Here is a 22,618-nt window from a genome sequence, read left to right on the forward strand (position 1 = left end):
AAGTGCCACAATAGTGGCTGTTTATACAGTATTTCAGGTTTTCCGATGGCTTTAACCGCGGCGCTGAAAGCGCAGATTGGTGCCTGGTATAAGGCACTCCAGCAGCAGATCCCCGACTTTATCCCCCGGGCACCACAGCGGCAGATGATTGCCGATGTGGCAAAAACGCTCGCCGGTGACGACGGGCGACATCTGGCCATTGAAGCGCCAACCGGGGTCGGTAAAACCCTCTCTTATTTAATCCCGGGCATCGCTATTGCGCGGGAAGAACAAAAGACGCTGGTGGTCAGCACCGCTAACGTGGCGCTACAGGATCAGATCTTCAGCAAAGACCTGCCGCTGCTGCGCAAAATTATCCCCGAGCTGCGTTTTACCGCCGCCTTTGGCCGCGGACGTTATGTCTGCCCGCGTAACCTGGCGGCGCTCGCCAGCAGTGAGCCCACCCAGCAGGATCTGCTGGCGTTTCTTGATGACGAACTGACGCCAAACAACAAGGCGGAGCAGGAACAGTGCGCGAAGCTGAAAGCCGATCTCGACAGCTACAGGTGGGACGGTTTGCGCGATCACACCAGCCAGGCCATTGGCGATGACTTATGGCGCAGGCTCAGCACCGATAAAGCCAGTTGCCTCAACCGTAACTGTCACTACTACCGCGAGTGCCCGTTTTTTGTCGCCCGGCGGGAGGTCCAGGAAGCGGAAGTGGTGGTCGCCAATCATGCGCTGGTGATGGCGGCGCTGGAGAGCGAGGCGGTGCTGCCGGAGCCGAAAAACCTGCTGCTGGTGCTTGATGAAGGCCACCATTTGCCTGACGTAGCCCGGGATGCGCTGGAGATGAGTGCTGAAATCACGGCCCCGTGGTTCCGCCTGCAGCTCGATCTGTTCTGCAAGCTGGTGGCCACCTGCATGGAGCAGTTCCGTCCTAAAACCACGCCGCCGCTGGCGGTGCCCGAGCGTCTGAGTGAACACTGTGAAGAGGTCTACGGCCTTATCGCATCCCTGAACAACATTCTGAATCTGTATCTCCCGGCGACTCAGGAGGCAGAGCACCGTTTTGCCATGGGGGAGTTGCCGGACGAGGTGATGGAGATTTGCCAGCAGCTGGCGAAGCATCTGGAAAAGCTGCGCGGCCTGGCAGAGATGTTCTTAAACGATCTCAGTGAAAAGACCGGCACCCATGACGTGGTGCGTTTGCACCGTATTCTGCTGCAAATGAACCGTGCGCTGGGCATGTTTGAAGCGCAAAGCAAACTCTGGCGGCTGGCCTCAATGGCGCAGGCGTCCGGCGCGCCGGTCACCAAATGGGCCACCCGCGAAGTGAGAGACGGGCAGGTACACCTCTTTTTCCACTGCGTGGGCATCCGCGTGGCCGATCAGCTGGAAAAGCTGATCTGGCGTAGCGTGCCGCACGTGGTGGTAACGTCAGCAACCTTGCGTTCCCTGAACAGCTTCTCGCGGCTGCAGGAGATGAGCGGCCTGAAAGAAAAAGCGGGGGACCGTTTCGTGGCGCTGGACTCGCCGTTTAACCACTGCGAGCAGGGCAAGCTGGTGATCCCGCGCATGCGCTATGAGCCGCTTATCGATAACGAAGAGCAGCATATTGCCGAAATGGCCGCCTATTTCCGCGAACAGCTGGAGAGTAAAAAATACCCCGGCATGCTGGTGCTGTTTGCCAGCGGACGCGCCATGCAGCGCTTTCTGGAACATGTTACCGATCTGCGTTTACTGCTGCTGGTGCAGGGCGATCAGCCGCGCTATCGGCTGGTAGAGCTCCACCGCCAGCGCATCGATAACGGCGAGCGCAGCGTGCTGGTGGGGTTACAGTCTTTTGCGGAAGGTCTGGATCTGAAGGGCGACTATCTGACCCAGGTGCATATTCACAAAATCGCCTTCCCGCCCATCGACAGCCCGGTGGTGATCACCGAAGGAGAATGGCTGAAAAGCCTCAACCGCTATCCGTTTGAGGTACAAAGTCTTCCGGCGGCGTCGTTTAACCTGATTCAGCAGGTGGGTCGTCTGATTCGTAGCCACGGCTGCTGGGGCGAAGTGGTGATCTATGACAAGCGTCTGCTCACCAAAAACTATGGTCAGCGCCTGCTGAATGCCCTGCCGGTGTTCCCGATAGAACAGCCGGAGGTGCCTGAAATAAAAAAACGCCCGGCAAAACAGACTGCCGGGCGTCGGAAAAGCATCCGTGCTAAGGGGCGCGGTCCTACTGGTAAGTAAAGGTGGCCTGAACAACGCTGTTGAAGGTACCCGCCGTCACAGGCAGGGCGGTAGCGTAATAGCGTGCCGCCATGGGAAAATCGGCGGTGTGGGTACCGGCGTCAATCACCACGCTAAAGCGGGCTTCGGGGGCAAGCACGATGTAATCCAGACGGTCGGCCAGCTCTAATGCCACCCCTTTGGCGGTGCCACTATTGGCGAATTTAAAGGGGTGTTCCGTATCGCGGGGGCCGTCAACGCTGATGGTGGCAACCGTCAGCGTGGGCGGACAATTGGTGAGCTTTAAATCGAAGTTTTTCCACGGGCCGGTGTCGCCGATATCCTTAAAATCACTGGCGACGGCCTGTCCCAGATCCACCACCATGTTCTGGCTGGCGCTGTCTACCTGGCAGGTGGTGTCGTAAATATTCCCTTCGATATTGAGCGTGACGTCGGTCGCGCTCGCAGAGAGGCTCGTCAGAGCGAGCAACAGGGATAACGTTTTCATCTTCGCTCCGTTACTGGTATTCAAGATCGATGGTGGCAATTGTATTGGCTTTCCCCGCCGTGACGCTGGCATCTGTCTGGTAATACTGCACCGCGAAGGGGATCACATCCGGAACGCCTGGTTCGGCTCTTCCACCCACCGGGATTGGGTAGTCGTATTTAAGATCGACACCGTCAAGCAGCATTCTCACCCCCACGCCCGTGGCGCTGTCGCTGCCGGGCGTCAGGTTCAGGACATCTGCATACTGGCTGTTGATGCCATTTGCGCTGGTTACCGAGGCCGTAAGATTGACCTCTTCGGTACAGGTGGCGGTGATGTTGAAATACTTCCAGGCCGTATAGCTGCCCACGTGGGTAAATTGCGACACCGGGAAATTGCCGAGGGTCACCGTCAGATTTAGCGGATCAATAGAACAGGTCGCCGTTCTTTCGCTGACCGTGGCGGAATAGTGGCTGGTATTACGTGCACCAGAAATCCCCACAGAGTTAAAAACCCCGAATCCATAGGGATCCTGCGCGAGCGAAAGGGTACCGCTACCGATATGTGATGCCGTTTTGATTAACCGCTGGGTGTAGCTGAAAGAAAATGTTTGTCCGCTGTCGCTGCTGACCGTCCCGATGGGCGTGGCGGTTGTATCGCATGAGTACCCTTTGCCGCGAACGATCTGCCCGCTGCTGTTCAGAAGCTCAATGCCGATGCCGTCAACATTGGTGGTATACACGCCCGGCATGCCAGGCACTTCCGTTCCCGTTCCGTAATAGCAGGAAATAAGGGTGTGATTCGTCATCGTGCCGGTACAGCTGCCGTTAACGGTATGGGTCTTTGCCGAACCCGGGATGACGCCGCCAATATCGAGTGTTGTGGGTACAGAAAGCGTGCCCGCATCAAGGGTATAAGGCAGATCGGCGCTGTCACAGGAGGTTGCCGCCTGGGCATGCGGCACCAGACACGCGCTCGTGAGTAAAACCAGCAGTGCGAAGACATATCTACACATGTTCATTTTTTCCTCGGGAAGGGTCATACACACTGCGCCGTAACGTTAAGAACAGGGCCGTCGGCTTTGGTGGGCAGGTGATAAGTTGCCGTGCAATGGCTGTCGGCGGTTTTCCCCCAGCTGACGTTAACCGTACCTGTCTCGTGCATACCGGTGAGGTACACCTGCCCGCCGTCGCCTACGATAAATTCACCGTCCTGATGGGCCTGAGATGCCGTTGCGCCAAAGGGGATCGGGCGACCATCCGCGTGTTTTAGTGTCATCAACACCCGACTGCCTACGTGCGTTTCATAATGTGCTCGCACAATGGCGCCGCGCGTTGGTGTCACCGTTTTTGCGGCCTGGTCGATATCGGCATTTTCCGGCAAGGTTTCGGTGTTCAGCGCGAGGGTGTTGTGACGGTATGGCGAAACGTACGGCACAATGGCATAGCCGCGATAATCGGTGTTGATGCCTGTCTGATTGGTGACGTTGGTGTCGTCTGCGCCCGGCGCTTCGATCAGCGCAGCGGTCTCACCCATCGGCTGACCGAGGGTGATGCCGTGCGCATGGGCGATCATACTGCCCTGAAGACCGACATTGAGCTGTTGCTGCTGGTTATCCTGGGAATACCCGGCGCTCACTTCGCCGTAGGTGCCTTTATAATCGGCATTCAGACTGGTGCTGTCCCCACTGCTCTGACTATGGCCCTGCTGAACCCCCCAACTGAGGTTATTACCGGCCAGCGCCGTGCCGTTCAGACCCACGCTTTGGGTTGTTTCGTGCTTCGTGCTGTTCAGGTTGTAGTTCACCCAGGTGTTGCTGAGCCAGCGATCGAGCGGAACGGAGACGTTAAATGCAATCGTCTGCTCGCTGGTTTTCTCATTATTGTCATCCCCGCTGTCACGCGTGTTTTTATCCAGTCCGTAACTGAGACCGTAGCTGATCCCGTGCCAGGAGTTGTTGTAGCCGAGGTTCAGTGAGGTCATCCCCTGGCTTGAATTCCAGTAGTTCTCTTTGACCAGGCTTAACGTCAGGGAACCAAACGCCCCGCCCAGGGACTGGTCGACAGTCGCCTCCTCGCGGCTGCGGCGCGTGTCCGGCGTTTCCCAGTCGTCATTACGGGTATGGGAATCCAGCGTGTCCTGCAGGGTGTAGAACCCCTTGCTGTTATAGCGATAGCCAGCAATGGAAAAATGGGTACCGGTGGTGGCGAAATCTTTGCTGTAGCGGATGCGCCAGGAGCGCCCGCGGGTGGGATCCTGATCCTGCATCTCTGATTTGGCGTCGGTGACATCCACCGAAAAGGCCCCGAGATCGCCGATATTCTTGCCGACCCCCAGCGCCAGCGCATCGTAATACTGGCTTGCCTGCACGCCGCCGTAGACCGTAAAGCCGTAAGGCAAGCCGTAGATTGCCGTACCCTGCATAAACGGGGTTTTTTCGACGTCGTTGTCATAGCTGCGATAGCGCCCCGCGGTGAGGCTGTATTTAAAGCGGCCTTCACGCTGCAACACCGGCACTGACGCATAAGGCACCACAAAATGCTGTTCGCTGCCGTCCGTCTCTTTCACGGTGACGTTCAAATCGCCGCTTCCGCCGGTGGGGTAGAGATCGTTGATCTCGAACGCGCCGGGAGCGACATAGTTCTGGTAAATGACGTAACCATTCTGGCGAACGATAACCTGGGCGTTACTGTGCGCCGTACCGCGGATCACCGGCGCAAAGCCCTTCATGCTGTCCGGGAGCATGTCGTCATCCGAGGCGATCTGCGCCCCGGTGTAAGAGATGCTGTCAAACACATCGGAAGGGGAAGAGCTTTGGCCGAATGTGACGTTCCCGCCAAGGGCGATAATATCGCGCTGGGCGTAGGTATAGACCGAAGAAAACTGGCTCTCTGCGTCACCGTCACCGCTGGTTTTGCTCCAGGTGGAGTAGTTACGAAAACGCCACGCCCCGAGGTTAAGACCCGGACGCAGGTTAAGAAACTCGCTGCGCTGATCGCTACCGTTTTCACCTTTGCCGCGGTTGTTCCCGGCGGTGAAGCTGTAATTGAGCAGCAGGGCGTTAATTCCCTCGTCATACTCCTGCGGGTCGACGTAATCACGCGGTACCTGAGTAATTGCGGTCTGGGGAATGCTTAACAGCAGCTGCTGCGGATTAACATGAAACGTTGCGCTGGCGGAGGGGATCACGCTCAGGTCAATGCACTGCGCCTTATCGTCCTGCCCGAATTTTTCGATATTAATACCGAAGCTTTTTAGCTGGGCGGCGCTAAGGCACGGCTGCAGGGTTGATTTACCGCTGGCGTCTTTCTTCAGCGTGAACTCAATCTCTTTACTTGCCACTTTATTATTGTTGACGTAGACATCAACGTGATATTTACCGGGAGCCTGACCTGGACCAATCTCATAAATACTGAGGTCGGTTTTACCCTGGCCTGGGTTATCAATATCCAGTAGCGCCGGGTTGAAATAATCATCGGCCAGCACTTTTTGCACGCACACACCCAACAGCGTGCAGCCCAATGCAATAAGCATTGAGCGTCCGTGTTGTTTGGGTGGTTCGGTGGAGTAGTCCCAGCTCATAATGATTTTCGCTATTCCAGACGTTATTTAATCTGTGCGCTATAGGACTGGCTAATACCGCCGTAATCATTGATGATTTTCCAGGTCACGGTGTGTGCTGTAATATTTCCTGGTGTCGCGAAATGGGTTTCACTTTTTGGGCCGGCATAGGTGGCTTTATCGACCTTTTTACCGTCGAGAGTTATTTCCTGGAAATTCATATAAAACGGCGTGGGGTTTTCGACAATCAGCTGGTTTCCCCGGGTGTGCCAGGATAATTGCGTGGCAACATCTTCCGGTTTACCGGTAATACCTGACGGACGATAAAGCAGCTTAATGCGGGTTTTAATCGCAATCTGCAGCGTATTAACGCTCTCATTACGCGCAGAAGAGGGGATGGATTTAATATTCAACCAGAACAGCGATTCGCGATCGGCAGGTAAGTTTCCCCCGGTTCTGATGATGCGCAGAACGTTCTCTTGCTTCGCATCAAGGCGAAACAGCGGCGGCGTGATCAGGAACGGCGCTTTCTCACGTGCGTTATCTTCCGTTTCGACCCATGACTGCACCAGATAATCGAGATTGTCCGGGTTGGTGATCCCAATAGAGGATTCTTTTTTACTTTCTGGGTAGACCACGCGCGTGCCGCCAATGGTAATACCCGCATGGGCAACGGAAGCAATAAATAAAAAAGAGGAGGCCAGAAGATATTTTCGCATAGTGACACCGTAATAAAGCAATAACAGATATTAGCCACTGGGGTAGCTAATATCTGTTTTATTAGTTGTAAACGATAGTGAAGGTAGAAGCGGCATTCGCCAGTCCGGCAGACACCGTTCCTCCGGTCTGGATATAACGTGCACCAAACTGCAGATCGTTTGTTGTGGTACCTGGCGTGAGCGTATACGCAGCAGAGGCCGTATATAAGCTCAGTGGATTTTCCGTTTTATCCAGCAACTGAACACCCACTCCTGACGCCGAACCGGTTCCTGATGTCACAGCAAGAATATCTTTGTTGTTACTGTCAGGCGTCCCGCCGAATGTCACCGAGGCGCTGGTAACCGTTTCAGGACAATCTTTTAACTGAATACTAAAGCGGGTTGTCGAGGTCGTCGAACCACTTCCGGTAAATGCAGATTTAGACACCTTACCTAATGAAACATTAAGCGGATTGCTTAAACCGTTTACCACAGTACATGCAGAATCAATAATCTCACCTGTGAAATTAATTTGACCTTCACCACTGGACGCAAATACAGAAACGGAAGCACACGCCATCCCGGCGGCGATCCCCGCAATAATCATTTTTTTCATTTAAATCCTCTGAATGAAAGTATGGCACTTCAGGTATTAATCATCACGTGGCTGATTAATTCGGCATGAACTATCGCTGAGAACTATTTTTCGTTCAATTTATCTTCAGACCATTTTTACCCTCGAAGGGCGTTTGTCAGGGTGTCGGGAGAGAAAGGAAAATGATTACCCGCCAGGCATTTATCAGGGCTATAGTATCTGCAAAGAGCCGCAAGGAGAGATGTCGTGGACTATCGTAAAATTATCAAAGAGGTAGGGCGGGGGAAAAACCATGCCCGCGACCTGGATCAGGAAACGGCCCGTGCGCTGTACACCCATATGCTTAACGGCGACGTGCCCGATCTGGAGATGGGCGGTATCCTGATTGCGCTACGCATTAAAGGTGAAGGCGAAGCGGAGATGCGCGGTTTCTATGACGCGATGCAGGCGCAAACGCTGCGCTTAACGCCACCGGTAGCCAGACCGATGCCGATTGTCATCCCTACCTACAACGGCGCGCGCAAACAGGCGAATCTGACGCCACTGCTGGCTATTCTGCTGCATAAGCTCGGGTTCCCGGTAGTTGTCCATGGCGTTAGCGAAGATCCGACTCGCGTCCTGACGGAGACCATTTTCGGCATGTTAGGTATCGAGCCGACCCTGCACGCCGGACAGGCACAGGCAAAGCTGGATGGTCATCAGCCGGTCTTTATTCCGGTTAAGGCGCTCTGTCCACCGCTGGAAAAACAGCTGGATATGCGCTGGCGCATGGGCGTGCGCAACAGTGCGCACACCCTGGCGAAACTGGCGACGCCGTTTGGTGAAGCGGATGCCCTGCGCCTCTCCAGTGTATCGCACCCGGAGTATGTCACGCGGGTGGGCAAGTTCTTTGAAGATATCGGCGGCAGGGCGCTGCTGATGCATGGCACCGAAGGGGAAGTTTATGCCAATCCGCAGCGCTGCCCGCAGCTGGTGCTGATTGATGCCGCCGGCACGCGACCCGTGCTGGAGCGGGGTGAAGAGAATGTGGATGTGGTGTTGCCGGAGGCCAAAGATCCGCACACGACTGCGCACTGGATTGAGCAGTGTCTAGCCGGTAATGTCCCTGTTCCGCACGCCCTTAAGCTGCAGATGGCCTGCTGCCTGCTGGCAACCGGAGAAGTGGAGTCTGTCCAGGCGGGGTTAGCCCGTGTGGAACAGGCGTTTTAGGCAAAAAAAAGCCCGTCCAGTGGCGGACGGGCAAGCAAGGGTAACAACAGGGTCAATGAGGGTTGGAGCAGCTCACCAGAGGGTACGGTGAGGGTGGAGCATTAATTCAGTCGATTATTTGTAGATAACCGCAGTGCCGCTCAGCTTGTTATTGCCGTTAGCGGAGGTAATGGTGTATCCGCTTGCACCGGCCGCTGCCGCTTTCTCAGCCAGTTTGGCTTCCAGACCGTCCAGCGTGGTTGCGCCATCAGCACTCACCACACCTACTTTATTCATGTTCTGTGCCTGAGCAGAAGAAACGGGCTCTACAGCGAAAGCGCCAAAAGACAGAGCGGACAGGGCAACAGCAGCAACAGCATATTTGATGGTTTTCATAATTAATCTCTCGCAGGTTTTTCTGTTAAGGGGACGATGTTCCGTCGATGTGATAAGTATCACGTTTTTTTTCGGCAGATAAAATCGAAGAGAATTGACGTGGTTGCTCAAAAAAATTGAATGACAAATAACTTATTGAATATTAATAAATTCAGAAGGGCAATTTACAGTTCTTGTCGCTCCGGTTTACAGACGCATGATTCATGGCACATTTTGCTACGCGCCTGTTAAAAAATCGTGAGCGTAAAGGAAATCGCTTGCGCGGTGAACTTCGGTAAAGGAAAGTCAACGTAACTGGCTGTCTTTCGATCCTCTGCGATTATATCCTGAATGTGATTTGTTTTTTGAATCTTTATTCTGCTGGCAGGAGACGCATAACCGTACGCCGGGCATGGCTTTACGGCGCGCTTCCGGAATCGTTTCTCCGCACTCTTCACATTCCGTTAAACTTTCCCCGCGCGGAATTTCACCGCGAGCACGGGCAACAGCATCTTCAATGGTACTGTTGATCTGTTCGTTAACGGCGTCATCATTCGCCCATCCGGAAGCCATGGCTTATCCTCACGTTCGGTGTGTATCTTATTCATATGGGGTCAAAAAACGTACAGTCAAGACGGGAGTTGAGAACTGCATCTGTCAGCCAGATGCAGTGGTTCTCGGAAGGGGAACTTATTTATAGATGGTTGCTGTGCCATACATATGGTTATCGCCGCCGGCGGAATTCACCACGAAGCCTTTCGCACCTTCTTCGCGCGCTTTTTCGGCCAGCTTGTTTTGCAGATCGTCAAGGTTACTTGCACGACTTACCGAGACGGTGCCTGCAGGGCGCAGCTGGCTGGTATCGGTACTTTCGGTCAGTGACTGAACGGCCATGGCAGAAAATGACGCACTCGCCAGCGCGCCAGCGATAACAACAAGAGTCAGGTATTTTTTCATAATCACATCCTCAGGGGGAAACAACAGGTGATTCCCTTTAAGTTTAGAAGCCTGACGAGTGTGATTTAGCGCAAAAATTTGATGATGATCTGCTTATTTTTTGAACGATATAAATTGACAATTCGCTGACAGATCAGCGACATAAAGGTCACTGATTTATGGCGTTTTTTTGCGCACAGCAGAGAGATATTTACCGTTGCTCCCGCACAGGGTATCTTACGCCGCTGTTTAAAGGAGAATGCCATGACTTCCAAGCCGGGATTACACCCGCGAAATCGCCACCGCAGCCGCTATGACATGAAGGCGTTATGCCAGAGCTGCCCTCCGCTGCAGGACTACATCGTGCAGACCCCAGCCGGTGAGCCTTCGGTCAACTTTGCCGACCCGCAGGCGGTAAAAATGCTGAATAAAGCCCTGCTGGCGCATTTTTACGGCGTTACGCACTGGGATATCCCGGAAGGCTTTCTCTGCCCGCCCGTGCCGGGGCGTGCCGACTATCTCCACTATCTTGCCGATCTTCTGGCTGACGATCGTGGCGGCGTTATTCCTCAGCAGGCCACGGTTCTGGATATTGGAACCGGCGCGAACCTGATTTATCCGCTGATCGGGGTGCATGAATATCACTGGCGCTTTACCGGGAGCGAAATTGGCGCTGAGGCGTTTGCCAGCGCGCAGGCGATCATTAATGCCAATCCTGGCTTAAGTCGGTCTATTCGCTTACGCCGTCAGAAAGATGCCGCCTCTATTTTCAACGGCATTATCCACAAGAACGAGCACTACGACGCCACCCTCTGCAACCCGCCATTCCATGATTCAGCGGCTGCCGCCCGGGCCGGGAGCGAACGTAAGCGTCGCAATCTGGGTCAGGCTGAAGATGGCGCGCTCAACTTCGGCGGCCAGCAGCAGGAGCTGTGGTGCGAAGGGGGCGAGGTGGCGTTTATCCTGCGCATGATCGCGGAAAGTAAACAGTTTGCCCGCCAGGTGAAATGGTTTACCACGCTGGTTTCGCGCGGCGATAACCTGCCGCCGCTCTACCGCGCGCTGACCGAAGCCGGTGCCGTGAAGGTGGTGAAAAAAGAGATGGCGCAAGGACAAAAACAGAGCCGCTTTATTGCCTGGACGTTTATGGACGATAACAAACGTCGCAAATAGCACGCCGTCGTAAGCCGGGTAAGGCGAAGCCGCCACCCGGCTCGGTTACAGCGTCGGCTCCTGCGGAGGGAGCGGCGAGGCGGGCGGCGGCAGCACCTGATACGTCTGCACCGGCATACGCACATCCGCCAGATCAAAGTGTTTTTTCACCATGCTGTCGAGGGCAAAACGTACCGTCCACTGTTTGAGCGGCTGGGTGGTGAACGACACGCGCAGGGTAAAGGCGGTGTTGGTCAGCCCGACAATACCGGCAAACGACGGCTCGCCAATCACCAGGCCGCGAATATCCTCCATGGCCATCATCTCATCTACCGCATCCCGCAGCGCCTGCTTGGCTTTATCGGCATCTTCATGACGATCGACATCGTAATTTGCCACCACCGAGCCAATACCCCGGACGAAGTTGGCGAAGGTGGTAATCGATGACCACGGAATAATGTGGTACGCCCCGGTGTCCTGGCGCACGCCGACGGATCGAATCGACATTCGCTCAACGGTGCCGGTCAGCGGCCCGATGGTCACCAGATCCCCGGTGTTCATGCCGTTTTCAAACTGAATAAAGATACCTGTGATAATGTCCTTCACCAGCGTCTGCGAGCCGAAGGAGATAGCCAGACCCAGCGCACCCGCACCGGCCAGCAGTGGCGCGATATTCACGCCGATTTCCGAAAGCACAATCATAATCGTGATGGTACTGATGATAACCGCCAGCGCGTTGCGGAACAGGGTGAGCAAGGTGCGGGCACGCGCGCTTGGCAGCGGCCTGCCGTGAATGTCAGAGACCAGGCGGTTCTCAATCAGGCTGGCCAGCAGCGTCCAGCCTACGGCAGAGAAGAACAGGATCAGCGCGATACGAATTAAAATATCAACGGTCTTTTCCCCCGCGCCGTTGTGCAGCCAGTTCCAGAAATCGAACAGTCCCCAGGCATTGAGCAACAGCATAATCGCCACACAGACGGTGAGAATGCGCGCCACCTTCAGTGAAACCGAGAGCCAGCCGTTCACCCGTTTTTGCAGCTCCGGGTAATTGCGCTGGACCTGCGCAGACAAGGTAATGGTTTTCGATAGCCAGCGAGAGAGCAGGCCGGAAACAAAGGCCGCGACGCCAATAATGGCCAGGCTTTTAAACGTGGCTCCCATCATAAATTTCAGGCTGTTGCCGGGATCGAACAGCGAGAAGAAGCACAGCACAATGAAGTAAGCGCTGGCCAGCCAGTGCCACACCAGGGCAAAAGCGCGAATAAAGAGGCTAAAGAACGAAAGGGAACGGTCGGCCAGATGCAGCAAGCTCTCGGTGATCGTCTTTTTGTTATGGAAGATGAGGTAGAGCGCCCAGACGGTAATGCAGATCATAATCAGCACATTCGCCAGCGCACCAGACTGGACATTCACCTGGTTGGAGATGATTGGCACGGCAACCAGCAGACCATAACCAATCAACCCGCTGAGCACGCTCAGACGCAGCGCCCAGTATCTGGCGCTGCTATCCCGAATAGTGAAAGGGCGAAGATCCGGCACGCGTGGGCAAAATATCAGCCGCAGCAGCGCCTTAAAGAACTCAATTACGGCGAAGGCATTCAGAAACAGCGCCTGCTGGAAGGCGATAGTTTTGTTGCCGGTATTCAGCCTGTCGGCCAGCAATTGCCCTGTAAACAACGTCAGCGCCAGCAGCAGTAAATCAATGATAAACGCGGCGGCGATCATCAGCGGTAGATGCAACCAGCTGCTTTTCTGCTGATTCTTCTTGCGACCCCATTGCCCCATTTTTCGGTACAGAGGCCACGCACACAGGCGCACCAGCCAGTAAAAAATGAAGACGGCGGACGCCAGCAATAAAAATTGCGTGGCAGCCGCGGTAAACGTCCGGGGGTTAAAGGGCTTGTGCGAAGAGCCCATCAGGTTGCGATAGAGCTGGGCAAAGCGCGAGGAGAGGGCATCGGCATAGTGGCGGCTAACCTCAGTCACATTTTCCAGCACCGTTTTTTGCTCTTCTACCGGCGGCGGGGTGATGGTTGGAACGGGCTCCTGGGGCGGTGTGGCGGCAATTTTTCTCAGCTGATCGACTAACTCTTGTCGGGAGGTGTCGTTTTCCAGCACATCGGCAAGCGCACTGTAGGCGGCTTTTTTCTCTTCTGCATCCGGTTCCGGTGGAGGCGTTTTTTGCTGCGCAGTGGACGTTCCGGTGGTGACGCCGGGGATAGCAACGGCTATCGATGGCGCACTAAACAAGCTAAGCAACAACAGCAGGATCCACGGCACGGTGCCCTCCGGTGAAAATGTCGAACAAAATGATAAGTATAGAGGGCAGGGAGCGGAGGGCGTGTTTTGGGAACAATCTGGCGTAAAAAAGCCGGGCATGCCCGGCTTTGTATTTCAGAGGTCTGGCAATCAGGAGACGTGCTGCAGGAACTCCTGCAAACGCTGGCTTGGCGGGTTTGCAATCAGCGCCTGCGGGTTACCGTCTTCTGCGATACGGCCTTTATCAATGAAGATAAGGCGGGACGCTACTTTCTCGGCGAAGCCGATTTCGTGGGTCACGATCACCATCGTCATGCCCTCTTCGGCCAGATCCTGCATGACTTTCAGCACCTCGTGGCGCAGCTCCGGGTCGAGTGCGGAGGTTGGCTCATCAAACAGCATCATTTTCGGTTTAACCGCCAGCGCGCGGGCGATAGCCACACGCTGCTGTTGTCCACCGGAAAGTTCAGAAGGGTAGTGGTGAGCACGTTCTGCGAGGCCCACTTTCGCCAGCAGATCTTTAGCCAGCGCTTCCGCCGCCGCTTTGTTGGCACCGCGTACGCGCAGCGGGCCAAACATCACGTTTTCCAGCGCCGTCAGGTGCGGGAACAGGTAAAACTGCTGGAACACCATGCCCGCTTCCTGACGAATCAGACGGTCATCCACTTTTGGATCATTTACCTTCAGACCATCGACGATCAGATCGCCACTGGTGATCTCTTCCAGCTTATTGATGCAGCGCAGCAGCGTGGATTTACCGGAGCCAGAGGGCCCGATAATGACAACCACTTCACCCTGTTTGATGCTCAGATCGATATTGTGCAGCACCTGGGTTGGACCAAAGTGCTTGGATACGTTTTTAAATTCAATCACAGGATTTTCATCCTTCTTTCAAGACGACGCAGAACGAAGCTCAGAACCAGAGTGATAATCAGGTAGACAACGGCTACCGCACTCCAGATTTCCAGCGCACGGAAGTTGCCAGCAATGATCTCCTGGCCCTGGCGGGTCAGTTCAGCAACGCCGATAACGATGAACAGCGACGTGTCTTTGATACTGATGATCCACTGGTTGCCCAGCGGCGGCAGCATGCGGCGCAGCGCCAGAGGCAGAATTACGTGACGGATGGTTTCGCGACGCGAAAGACCTAACGCCAGACCCGCTTCACTGAAGCCTTTATGAATCGACAGCACCGCACCGCGCGTAATTTCCGCGATGTAGGCACCTGAGTTGATCATAATGGTCACGACGGCGGCGCTGAACGGGTCGATGCGCAGGTCGGTGAAGGCCATTGGCAGGGCGAAGTAGATGAACATGACCTGTACGACAATAGGCGTGCCGCGGATCACTTCGATGAAAACCAGTGCGATGTGGTTTGCAATCCAGCCACCGTAGGTGCGGGCGAAACCGGCGACAAGACCGATAATCAACCCGCCAACCAGACCGAGGACCGAAATCCACAGGGTCATTTTAGCGCCTTCAAGCAAGAGAGGAATGGCAGGCCAGATGGCGCTCCAGTCAAACTGCATGATGTATTCCTGTATACCGTGGTGAAAAACGAAAAACGTAGGCCCGGTAAGCGTGAGCGTCACCGGGCGTTACAAACCTGAATTCAGGTAAAATTATTTAGGCTCGGTACCGAACCATTTTTTGTAGATTTCGTTATACGTGCCGTTCTCTTTCAGGGTTTTCAGCGCGCCGTTAACTTTCGTACGCAGGTCGTCGCTGCCTTTCGGGAAGGCAATACCGTACTGCTGTGCTTCCAGAGAATCACCGACTGCTTTGAACTTGCCGTTGCCCGCGGTTTTGATGAAGTACAGGATGTTCGGGGTATCGTGCAGAACTGCGTCAGCACGGTTGGTGCCGAGTTCCATATAGGCGTTATCGATATTCGGGAACTGGCGCAGATCTTTCGTTTTGATATTCGCTTTCGCGTAATCTACGGAGCCAGTGCCGCTCTTCACCGCCACCACTTTACCGTCGAGATCTTTCACGCTTTTTACATCGTTATTGTCAGCTTTCACCATCACCAGCAGGCCGCTTTTGTAGTAGCCGTCAGAGAAGTCGATCGCTTTTTTACGCTCTTCAGTAATGGTGATGCCTGCCAGTGCCAGGTCAACGTTTTTGGTTTGCAGTGCCGGGATAATACCGCTGAAGTCCATTGGCTTCAGGGTGTAATCCAGTTTGAGTTCTTTTGCGATTGCGGCCCACAGATCCACATCAAAACCAACGTATTTATCACCCTGTTTGAATTCAAACGGAACGAACGCCGTGTCGGTTGCCACAACCAGTTTGTCGGCGGCCTGAGAAGAGACCGCAAAAGCCAGGGTAAGTGCAGCCAGTGAAACTTTTAATACAGACTTCATAGCATTTCCTTTTATATCCACGGGGCGATCCCCTGCGAGAACGACTGGCACAATGAAAAAATCGTGCCAACTTTACAAGCTGTTGTTTTGCAAAGGGGAGGATGTCATGCATTGCACAATAAACGTGGCAATGATGTCTGATTGCACCAAGATGAAGCACCGTTTTGGTGCGTGTCGTTTGGCTCAACTGACGGGGAGATATTTAGCGCAAATAATGACGAAAAAACAATCTTCCATTAACGGTTGTGTGAGGTGATTATTACATTTTCTTCACTTTTGCAGCGTCTCAGGGGAAAAGTGTGCACCACAAATGTGCAAAACCCTCACCGGAGGCGAGGGTTTGATAGAAAATTCATATGGATTATTCGATGTTAGATTCGATAAACCACAGGAACTGATCGAGGTCGCGAGATGCGGCGGTGAAGATGTCCGCAGTATCTTCGTCTTTTGCCTGGCTAATCGCTTTACGCACGTCGTTAGCCACAATCGCATAACGGTCTGCCAGCTCTTTCAGGTGATCCTGAACGGTGTGAATATCCAGCGGATAGCTTTTCAGTGGCGTTTTGCTGTTAATCACCTGCGTGGTACCCAGCGCCACACCGCCTAACTGCACGGCACGTTCGGCCATGGTATCCAGGTGGGTGACCAGTGCTGTGCGGAAGCCATCCAGCATTTCATGAACGGCAATAAAGTTTGCACCGCGCATATTCCAGTGGGCCTGTTTGGTGATCAGCGAAAGATCGATGAACTGGATCACCTGGCGATTGAGCAACTCAATCGTTGCTTTTTTGTCGCTGTCCGATACATCGTTACGGGTATAAAGCAGATTAGACGCTTTCGTTTTCACCAGTTTAGCGGTACTCATAATCTCATATCCTCTTGATGTTTATGTCCCAGGTAATTACGGAACTAAGTATAGCACCGGATTTTTTACCTGCGGTTTGGCTGTGCCTATTGGTTTAATAGCAAGAAGAGAGTTGAATTATTAACTGGTTGAACAATATGGTATTTTTTAAAATTGACACAGATCAATCTTAATTCTCTATTTCCCATTAAGGGCGAGAGAAATATGACTTTTCGATGACGAAGAATGTAAGAAATTATAAATAATACAGAACTGGCCTTTATTCTGCATGGCACCGAGGCCATGCAGAATATACGGTATTAGCGGATGTCCACTTTCTCAACTTTTGGCTCAGGGCGCATGGTGAGCGTTGACCCCATCGACGCCGCAATAATGGAGCACAGCGCCAGCGTCTGGGTAAAGGTGAGGGTTTCCCCGAGGAATACCATACCGGAGATGGCGGCCAGTGCAGGCTCCATGCTCATCAGGGTACCGAAGATGCGCGTCGGCAGCCGCGTGAGGGCAATCATCTCCAGTGAATAAGGCAGAGCCGTTGAGAGGATGGCGACAGCAAAACCCACCGGCATTACTGACCACTGCCAGATAGAGTCTGTCGCCTGAGCCATACCCAGCGGAACAAAGATGATGGCGGCAATGAGCGAGCCCAGCGCCACGGTCGCCGGGCCGTGCTCTTCGCCGGCGCGCTGACCCGTGAGGATATACACTGCCCAGCAGGCACCGGCACCCAGAGCCAGCGCGGCACCCGTCAGGTCGATTTCAGAGACGCTCTGGCCAAGCGGTAAGAGGAACCACAATCCCAGAACCGCTAACACCACCCAGATAAAATCGACAGGCCGTCGGGAGGAGAAAAGGGCCACCGCCAGCGGGCCGGTAAATTCCAGCGCGACGGCAATCCCCAGCGGAATGGTCTGGATGGAGAGATAGAACATATAGTTCATGGCCCCCAGCGCCAGCCCGTAGAAAAGCAGCGGGAGGCGCTGCTCTTTTTTGACGCGCAACCGCCAGGGTTTAAAAATGACCACGAGGATCAGGGTACCCAAAGCGATACGCAGGGCAGTGACGCCCGGTGCGCCTACCAGTGGAAAGAGCGATTTCGCGAGGGACGCGCCACTCTGTATAGACAGCATCGCAATCAGAATTACAGCAACCGGCATCCAGACCGATGACGTGCGGGATATCCCTGGCATCCTTTCTCCTGTCAATTTTTGTCAAATAGGGTAAAAGCCGCAGTGTAATTGAAATATGGCGCAACGGTTGAGCTACTGTTGAAAAAAAACCAGGGAAAATCCGTAAAATGGATAAGCGTTGCTGGTTTTATCGCCTGTCAGATTAGGAATAATCTGGATGAATGTAACGGCGTTGACGCGCAGTATGAGTATTTAGCAACAGAAATCCTTTGTGATTTGAACAAGATAACTGATGCTGGAAACGTTCTGTTACAGGAAAGGTCCCGTTAGACATCACGAATCACAAAGAGTTTCGCAAATTTTTTTGATATATTTAAAACTTACGGATTTACTTGAAGCACATTTGAGGTGGTTATGAAAAAAATTGCATGTCTTTCAGCACTGGCCGCTGTACTGGCTGTTTCCGCAGGTACCGCTGTAGCTGCTACTTCCACTGTTACCGGTGGTTACGCTCAGAGCGATATGCAGGGCGTAATGAACAAAGCTAACGGTTTCAACCTGAAGTATCGTTACGAGCAGGATAACAACCCACTGGGCGTGATCGGTTCTTTCACCTACACCGAGAAAGATCGTTCTGAAAACGGCGCATACAACAAAGGCCAGTACTACGGCATCACCGCTGGTCCAGCATACCGTATCAACGACTGGGCAAGCATCTACGGTGTTGTAGGTGTTGGCTACGGTAAATTCCAGCAGACCGAAAACCAGGGTCTGAACCGCACTGCAAGCAACAGCGACTACGGCTTCTCCTATGGCGCGGGTCTGCAGTTCAACCCAATCGAAGACGTTGCTCTGGACTTCTCCTATGAGCAGAGCCGTATCCGCAACGTTGACGTTGGCACCTGGATCGCGGGCGTAGGTTACCGCTTCTAATCACTTCGGTGAGCCAGTAAAAAATCCGCCCATGTGGCGGATTTTTTTTAACCTTTTTCCCTCTCCCGTGGGAGAGGGCCAGGGTGAGGGCATCAGACCGCACAGCTTACTTACTCTTTATATCGAAAATATCCGTACCCAAATGGTTATAGTCAACTTTCTGTAACTTGAAGTTGGTAACGTACACTGGGGGAGCTTTCTTGTTTGAGATAAACGGGTAAGCATTTTTGATCTGCTCTGCTGAAATCCCCGTCCACTGCGAGAAGAACGTCAGGAAATCATTGGCCGAGCGGCGCGCGGTGATAATACGATGCTTCTTGTCATCACTCGACAGCACCATAAACGGTACCTGGAAGTTCTGCTGGAATTTATCGTCGTGCGCCAGATACTGCACCTCTTTACCGCGCTCTTTAAACGCCAGACCGTGATCCGAGAAATAAACCATCGAGAAACTCTCACCCGTATTACGTAGCTGATCGTACAGCTTGCTGAGCAGTTCGTCGGTTTGCGTCATGGTATAGAGATAGCAAGAGGTCTCTTTAGATTGCACAAACTCGGCGTATTTCCCCTGCGTGCGGTCACAGGCCTGAGGGTGCGAACCCATCAGGTGCAGGACGATCAGTTGTGGCTGCGTGCGCTGCGTGGCAAAAACCTGCGCCGTCATCTTGAGCAATGCTTCGTCTTTGGTATTTTTATCGGCTTCAAAATCACCGTTTTTCAGGAACTGCACTTCATCGGCACGCTTCGCGATGCTGGCAATGGCGGTATCGTATTCGCCAATTTGCCCCTGATTAGAGAACCACCACGTCTGAAAACCGGCACGGTTTGCCAGCGTGACAAAGTTATCCTGATACTGTGGTTTGCCGTCGACAACGCGGTTCAGGGTCAGGCCGAGCGATTTCTGCGTCGAGCCGCTGGCCGCAATATAATCGGTAAACAGGGTACCGTTGACGGCGCTGGCGAACGGCGTGTTATCCCAGTGTCCGCCGAACGCGCCCATCGCATCGCGGCGTGCGCTTTCGCCGATGACGACCACATAGGTATGGTACTTCGGCTTCACCGCCAGCACGTTCCAGGTGTCTTTCATATTGGAGAGCTCAGCCATGCGCGCCTGCTCGTCGAGAACTTCCTGGTTATTGACGACAACGTCTTTTACAAAGCGGAACACCGGATAGCCGGTATCCTTCAGCTTGAACACGCCGCCCCAGGCCAGGTTTTGCACGGGGGTGACAAAGAAGGTCACCACGCTGAATGCCAGACACAGCGTCTCTATTTTTCCCCACGCTTTTTTCTCTTCGGGTTTACGACGCACCGCTATAACGCCAAGCGCAAAAATAAAAAGGCCGACCACGTAGCTGTACCACGGGAAGATCGTCAGGATCTCGGTCGACTCTTCCATGTTGGTCGAGTGCAGCGCCAGCAGGGTATTAAAGTTTGGCGAACCGTAAGCCTGACCAAACGGGAAATAGAGCGCTGCAATCAGGGAGCAGATGCCCACTAACGTTTTTTGCGCGCGCGGCGCGGTACGCCACAGCAAATGCAGAATGCAGGTAAACGCAACGGCATACAGCAGGCTGAAGGGGTAACCCAGCGCAAAGTTAATCAGCAAAGATTGTAAAAAGTAGAATGCCGTCCACGGACTTAAGGCCCGACTGCGGGTAACAACGGTGTCTATCAGGGTTAAATTCATAGGTCACTATCATGCATAAAAACGCCATGTGCTCACCCTGGCGTCAAGGGTCATAACCTGCCTGACAGTGCGTGGAGAGGGAATGAGGGTCCGCTTCAGCGAGCCGCAAATTGTGCAGGGCTGCAAGAAGATAGTGCGAGCGCTAAATAATATCAACCGTTGCTAAGCAGATGTTTTGCGAAGAGGATTGCAAATCCGTAAAAAAAACCGGGAATAGGGCGGCCGGAGGCCAGTTTACAGCGGGAATATGACGGCAAAATGAAGCGGCGTACCGCAACGCCGCTTAGTGGGAAGGTTTGTCGTCCTGATGCGGCTTGTTGTTAAACATATCGCACAGCATGTTCAACAGCATTAAGCGCACCCTGAAGGGGGAGTGAGTAAACACGGTCATACACCTCTTGAATTCGTTCATAAGACCTCCTGATTTTTGATCCCTTCGATCCGTGAAGGGTGACTGCATTACATACAGATATAGCACAGGCTATATTGTATAGCTATGGCTATTTCGTTAATTTTTTGTGCTTGTAGAGGTATGGTTTACAATGTGCGCTCTCGATACCGGGCGCTGGAAGCGTCACCCCACTGAGGAAGTACAATGAACCGTCGCGCAGGTAAGCCAACAATCAGAAAAACGACGCAACTGGTGAATGTGGAAGAGCACGTCGAAGGTTTTCGTCAGGTGCGTGAAGCCCACCGACGTGAACTGATTGATGATTATGTTGAGCTGATTTCAGATCTGATTCGCGAGGTCGGGGAAGCACGTCAGGTTGATATGGCGGCCAGGCTGGGGGTTTCGCAGCCAACCGTTGCGAAGATGTTAAAACGTCTGGCCACCGTCGGCTTAATCGAAATGATCCCGTGGCGCGGCGTCTTTCTGACGCCGGAAGGGGAGAAGCTTGCGCAGGAGAGCCGCGAGCGCCACCAGCTGGTGGAGAACTTCTTGCTGGTGCTGGGCGTAAGCCCGGAGATTGCCCGTCGGGATGCGGAAGGAATGGAACACCACGTCAGCGAAGAGACGCTGGTGAAGTTTCGTGAGTTTACGCTTAAATATGGTTCCTCCGCTGAATGAAAATCCCAGGACTGCAGGCCCTCACGCGCGATCGCTTCTTTCATCTCTTATTGATTATTGGTGCAGGTTTAAGCCTTTTTGTGCCGTTTGCGCCCCAAGCCTGGCCTGCGGCGATTGACTGGCGCACCATCATTACCCTGAGCGGGTTAATGATGCTCACCAAAGGGGTGGAGCTGAGCGGCTACTTTGACGTGCTGGGGCGCAAAATGGTGCGCCGGTTTGCCACCGAACGCAGGCTGTCGCTGTTTATGGTGTTCTCCGCCGCGGTGCTGTCGACCTTTCTCACCAACGATGTGGCGTTGTTTATCATCGTGCCGCTGACGCTCACCCTGCGTAAGCTGTGCGAGATCCCGGTGAGCCGGCTGATCATCTTTGAAGCGCTGGCCGTCAACGCGGGCTCGCTGTTAACCCCTATCGGCAACCCGCAAAACATTCTCCTCTGGGGACGTTCAGGGTTATCGTTCGCCGCCTTTACCTGGCAGATGGCGCCGCTGGCGCTGGTGATGATGGCGTCGCTGCTGGCGGTCTGCTGGTTTGCCTTCCCGGATAAAAAACTGCAATACCACAGCGGCACAACCGGCCCGCAGTGGCAGCCTCGTCTGGTCTGGAGCTGCCTGGGGCTGTATATCGTCTTTCTGTTTGCGCTGGAGCTGCGGTATGAACTGGCGGGCGTGCTGCTCGTGGCGGCTGGTTTTGTCGTGCTGGCGCGACGCGTGCTGGTGAGCGTGGACTGGACGCTGTTGCTGGTCTTTATGGTGATGTTCATCGACGTGCATCTGCTTATCCAGCTCCCGGTGCTGCAACACGTGCTGCATAGCGTCAGCGGTCTGTCGCAACCGGGGCTGTGGCTGACGGCGATTGGCCTCTCGCAGGTCATCAGCAACGTGCCTTCTACCATTTTACTGCTCAACTACGTTCCGCCGGACACGCTTCTGGCCTGGGCGGTTAACATCGGCGGGTTTGGTCTACTGCCCGGCTCGCTGGCCAACCTGATTGCCCTGCGGATGGCGAACGATCGCCGCATCTGGTGGCGCTTCCATCTCTGGTCGATCCCCATGCTGCTCTGGGCTGCGACGATCGGTTTCGGATTATTCCTTCTCATATAGTGCGCAATT

General features: G+C 54.0%; 22 protein-coding genes. 6 read left to right on the forward strand and 16 right to left on the reverse strand.

Going from position 1 to position 22,618, the window contains the following annotated elements; translation table 11 throughout:
• Positions 1 to 45 precede the first annotated feature (45 nt).
• Entirely contained in the window at positions 46 to 2,223 is a 2,178-nt protein-coding gene (dinG, locus tag AC2FAK_RS15180; RefSeq protein WP_058680898.1) for an ATP-dependent DNA helicase DinG, read from the forward strand.
• Here the strand turns inward: dinG and AC2FAK_RS15185 are convergent.
• The 5 genes from AC2FAK_RS15185 to AC2FAK_RS15205 all read right to left on the reverse strand — a co-directional run bounded on the left by AC2FAK_RS15185 (position 2,210) and on the right by AC2FAK_RS15205 (position 7,564).
• Positions 2,210 to 2,710, reverse strand: coding sequence for a fimbrial protein (locus AC2FAK_RS15185; protein ID WP_058680897.1), 501 nt, complete (start codon positions 2,708 to 2,710; stop codon positions 2,210 to 2,212). The genes dinG and AC2FAK_RS15185 overlap by 14 nt on opposite strands.
• A 10-nt stretch (positions 2,711 to 2,720) precedes the next feature.
• On the reverse strand, positions 2,721 to 3,710 hold the full coding sequence (locus AC2FAK_RS15190) for a fimbrial protein (protein ID WP_028027902.1): 990 nt from the start codon (positions 3,708 to 3,710) through the stop codon (positions 2,721 to 2,723).
• Positions 3,711 to 3,727: 17 nt separating this feature from the next.
• Positions 3,728 to 6,223: a fimbria/pilus outer membrane usher protein gene (locus AC2FAK_RS15195; RefSeq protein ID WP_095454614.1), complete on the reverse strand. Its 2,496-nt coding sequence runs from the start codon at positions 6,221 to 6,223 to the stop codon at positions 3,728 to 3,730.
• Positions 6,224 to 6,294: 71 nt separating this feature from the next.
• Complete coding sequence (locus tag AC2FAK_RS15200; RefSeq protein WP_047024368.1) at positions 6,295 to 6,969, reverse strand: fimbrial biogenesis chaperone; 675 nt, start codon at positions 6,967 to 6,969, stop codon at positions 6,295 to 6,297.
• Between the two features lie 61 nt (positions 6,970 to 7,030).
• Positions 7,031 to 7,564 carry a fimbrial protein gene (locus AC2FAK_RS15205; RefSeq protein ID WP_029882477.1) on the reverse strand — a complete coding sequence of 178 codons (534 nt, stop codon included), beginning with the start codon at positions 7,562 to 7,564 and terminating at the stop codon, positions 7,031 to 7,033.
• A 225-nt stretch (positions 7,565 to 7,789) separates the two neighbouring features.
• Between AC2FAK_RS15205 and ybiB the strand changes: the two genes are divergently transcribed.
• Positions 7,790 to 8,752 carry a DNA-binding protein YbiB gene (gene ybiB / locus AC2FAK_RS15210; protein WP_029882476.1) on the forward strand — a complete coding sequence of 321 codons (963 nt, stop codon included), beginning with the start codon at positions 7,790 to 7,792 and terminating at the stop codon, positions 8,750 to 8,752.
• 114 nt (positions 8,753 to 8,866) lie between these two features.
• Here ybiB and ybiJ read toward each other — a convergent pair whose 3' ends face one another.
• The 3 genes from ybiJ to mcbA form a co-directional block, all read right to left on the reverse strand.
• Positions 8,867 to 9,127, reverse strand: a complete 261-nt coding sequence (gene ybiJ, locus AC2FAK_RS15215; protein ID WP_013097471.1) for a DUF1471 family protein YbiJ — start codon at positions 9,125 to 9,127, stop codon at positions 8,867 to 8,869.
• Positions 9,128 to 9,412: 285 nt separating this feature from the next.
• Positions 9,413 to 9,679 carry a DksA/TraR family C4-type zinc finger protein gene (locus AC2FAK_RS15220; protein ID WP_013097470.1) on the reverse strand — a complete coding sequence of 89 codons (267 nt, stop codon included), beginning with the start codon at positions 9,677 to 9,679 and terminating at the stop codon, positions 9,413 to 9,415.
• A gap of 117 nt (positions 9,680 to 9,796) precedes the next feature.
• Complete coding sequence (mcbA, locus tag AC2FAK_RS15225) at positions 9,797 to 10,063, reverse strand: DUF1471 family periplasmic protein McbA (protein WP_013097469.1); 267 nt, start codon at positions 10,061 to 10,063, stop codon at positions 9,797 to 9,799.
• Between the two features lie 243 nt (positions 10,064 to 10,306).
• Here mcbA and rlmF point away from each other — a divergent pair, with 243 nt between their 5' ends.
• The gene (gene rlmF, locus AC2FAK_RS15230; RefSeq protein WP_013097467.1) at positions 10,307 to 11,215 is read left to right on the forward strand and encodes a 23S rRNA (adenine(1618)-N(6))-methyltransferase RlmF; all 909 of its coding nucleotides are present in this window, start codon (positions 10,307 to 10,309) and stop codon (positions 11,213 to 11,215) included.
• A gap of 45 nt (positions 11,216 to 11,260) precedes the next feature.
• On the opposite strand, the gene ybiO is transcribed toward rlmF, so the two are convergent.
• From ybiO to rhtA, 6 genes are all read right to left on the reverse strand, one after another.
• Entirely contained in the window at positions 11,261 to 13,474 is a 2,214-nt protein-coding gene (ybiO, locus tag AC2FAK_RS15235; protein WP_020684998.1) for a mechanosensitive channel protein, read from the reverse strand.
• 129 nt (positions 13,475 to 13,603) lie between these two features.
• Positions 13,604 to 14,326, reverse strand: a complete 723-nt coding sequence (gene glnQ / locus AC2FAK_RS15240) for a glutamine ABC transporter ATP-binding protein GlnQ (RefSeq protein ID WP_013097465.1) — start codon at positions 14,324 to 14,326, stop codon at positions 13,604 to 13,606.
• Positions 14,323 to 14,982, reverse strand: a complete 660-nt coding sequence (gene glnP, locus AC2FAK_RS15245; RefSeq protein ID WP_003858462.1) for a glutamine ABC transporter permease GlnP — start codon at positions 14,980 to 14,982, stop codon at positions 14,323 to 14,325. The genes glnQ and glnP overlap by 4 nt, the downstream gene beginning before the upstream one ends.
• Positions 14,983 to 15,075: 93 nt before the next feature.
• Entirely contained in the window at positions 15,076 to 15,819 is a 744-nt protein-coding gene (gene glnH, locus AC2FAK_RS15250; RefSeq protein ID WP_014831177.1) for a glutamine ABC transporter substrate-binding protein GlnH, read from the reverse strand.
• A gap of 361 nt (positions 15,820 to 16,180) precedes the next feature.
• Positions 16,181 to 16,684: a DNA starvation/stationary phase protection protein Dps gene (gene dps, locus AC2FAK_RS15255; protein WP_013097463.1), complete on the reverse strand. Its 504-nt coding sequence runs from the start codon at positions 16,682 to 16,684 to the stop codon at positions 16,181 to 16,183.
• Between the two features lie 299 nt (positions 16,685 to 16,983).
• Positions 16,984 to 17,871, reverse strand: coding sequence for a threonine/homoserine exporter RhtA (rhtA, locus tag AC2FAK_RS15260; RefSeq protein ID WP_013097462.1), 888 nt, complete (start codon positions 17,869 to 17,871; stop codon positions 16,984 to 16,986).
• A gap of 354 nt (positions 17,872 to 18,225) precedes the next feature.
• Between rhtA and ompX the strand changes: the two genes are divergently transcribed.
• The gene (gene ompX / locus AC2FAK_RS15265; RefSeq protein WP_013097460.1) at positions 18,226 to 18,744 is read left to right on the forward strand and encodes an outer membrane protein OmpX; all 519 of its coding nucleotides are present in this window, start codon (positions 18,226 to 18,228) and stop codon (positions 18,742 to 18,744) included.
• 106 nt (positions 18,745 to 18,850) lie between these two features.
• Here ompX and AC2FAK_RS15270 read toward each other — a convergent pair whose 3' ends face one another.
• Together AC2FAK_RS15270 and mntS are read right to left on the reverse strand one after the other, a co-directional pair.
• Entirely contained in the window at positions 18,851 to 20,434 is a 1,584-nt protein-coding gene (locus AC2FAK_RS15270) for a phosphoethanolamine transferase (RefSeq protein ID WP_023621661.1), read from the reverse strand.
• A 283-nt stretch (positions 20,435 to 20,717) separates the two neighbouring features.
• Complete coding sequence (mntS, locus tag AC2FAK_RS15275) at positions 20,718 to 20,846, reverse strand: manganase accumulation protein MntS (protein WP_013097458.1); 129 nt, start codon at positions 20,844 to 20,846, stop codon at positions 20,718 to 20,720.
• 183 nt (positions 20,847 to 21,029) lie between these two features.
• Here mntS and mntR point away from each other — a divergent pair, with 183 nt between their 5' ends.
• Positions 21,030 to 21,503 carry a manganese-binding transcriptional regulator MntR gene (gene mntR, locus AC2FAK_RS15280; RefSeq protein WP_062729225.1) on the forward strand — a complete coding sequence of 158 codons (474 nt, stop codon included), beginning with the start codon at positions 21,030 to 21,032 and terminating at the stop codon, positions 21,501 to 21,503.
• Positions 21,500 to 22,609 carry an anion transporter gene (locus AC2FAK_RS15285; protein WP_095454613.1) on the forward strand — a complete coding sequence of 370 codons (1,110 nt, stop codon included), beginning with the start codon at positions 21,500 to 21,502 and terminating at the stop codon, positions 22,607 to 22,609. The genes mntR and AC2FAK_RS15285 overlap by 4 nt, the downstream gene beginning before the upstream one ends.
• The last annotated feature ends 9 nt before the right edge of the window (positions 22,610 to 22,618 follow it).

The sequence above is a fragment of the Enterobacter cloacae complex sp. 394F7 genome (genome assembly GCF_057320385.1).

Coding starts and splice junctions, on each gene's coding strand:
- dinG (WP_058680898.1), top strand. CDS start 46: ATGGCTTTAACCGCGGCGCTGAAAGCGCAGATTGGTGCCTGGTATAAG.
- AC2FAK_RS15185 (WP_058680897.1), bottom strand. CDS start 2,710: ATGAAAACGTTATCCCTGTTGCTCGCTCTGACGAGCCTCTCTGCGAGC.
- AC2FAK_RS15190 (WP_028027902.1), bottom strand. CDS start 3,710: ATGAACATGTGTAGATATGTCTTCGCACTGCTGGTTTTACTCACGAGC.
- AC2FAK_RS15195 (WP_095454614.1), bottom strand. CDS start 6,223: ATGCTTATTGCATTGGGCTGCACGCTGTTGGGTGTGTGCGTGCAAAAA.
- AC2FAK_RS15200 (WP_047024368.1), bottom strand. CDS start 6,969: ATGCGAAAATATCTTCTGGCCTCCTCTTTTTTATTTATTGCTTCCGTT.
- AC2FAK_RS15205 (WP_029882477.1), bottom strand. CDS start 7,564: ATGAAAAAAATGATTATTGCGGGGATCGCCGCCGGGATGGCGTGTGCT.
- ybiJ (WP_013097471.1), bottom strand. CDS start 9,127: ATGAAAACCATCAAATATGCTGTTGCTGCTGTTGCCCTGTCCGCTCTG.
- AC2FAK_RS15220 (WP_013097470.1), bottom strand. CDS start 9,679: ATGGCTTCCGGATGGGCGAATGATGACGCCGTTAACGAACAGATCAAC.
- mcbA (WP_013097469.1), bottom strand. CDS start 10,063: ATGAAAAAATACCTGACTCTTGTTGTTATCGCTGGCGCGCTGGCGAGT.
- rlmF (WP_013097467.1), top strand. CDS start 10,307: ATGACTTCCAAGCCGGGATTACACCCGCGAAATCGCCACCGCAGCCGC.
- glnP (WP_003858462.1), bottom strand. CDS start 14,982: ATGCAGTTTGACTGGAGCGCCATCTGGCCTGCCATTCCTCTCTTGCTT.
- glnH (WP_014831177.1), bottom strand. CDS start 15,819: ATGAAGTCTGTATTAAAAGTTTCACTGGCTGCACTTACCCTGGCTTTT.
- dps (WP_013097463.1), bottom strand. CDS start 16,684: ATGAGTACCGCTAAACTGGTGAAAACGAAAGCGTCTAATCTGCTTTAT.
- rhtA (WP_013097462.1), bottom strand. CDS start 17,871: ATGCCAGGGATATCCCGCACGTCATCGGTCTGGATGCCGGTTGCTGTA.
- ompX (WP_013097460.1), top strand. CDS start 18,226: ATGAAAAAAATTGCATGTCTTTCAGCACTGGCCGCTGTACTGGCTGTT.
- AC2FAK_RS15270 (WP_023621661.1), bottom strand. CDS start 20,434: ATGAATTTAACCCTGATAGACACCGTTGTTACCCGCAGTCGGGCCTTA.
- mntS (WP_013097458.1), bottom strand. CDS start 20,846: ATGAACGAATTCAAGAGGTGTATGACCGTGTTTACTCACTCCCCCTTC.
- mntR (WP_062729225.1), top strand. CDS start 21,030: ATGAACCGTCGCGCAGGTAAGCCAACAATCAGAAAAACGACGCAACTG.
- AC2FAK_RS15285 (WP_095454613.1), top strand. CDS start 21,500: ATGAAAATCCCAGGACTGCAGGCCCTCACGCGCGATCGCTTCTTTCAT.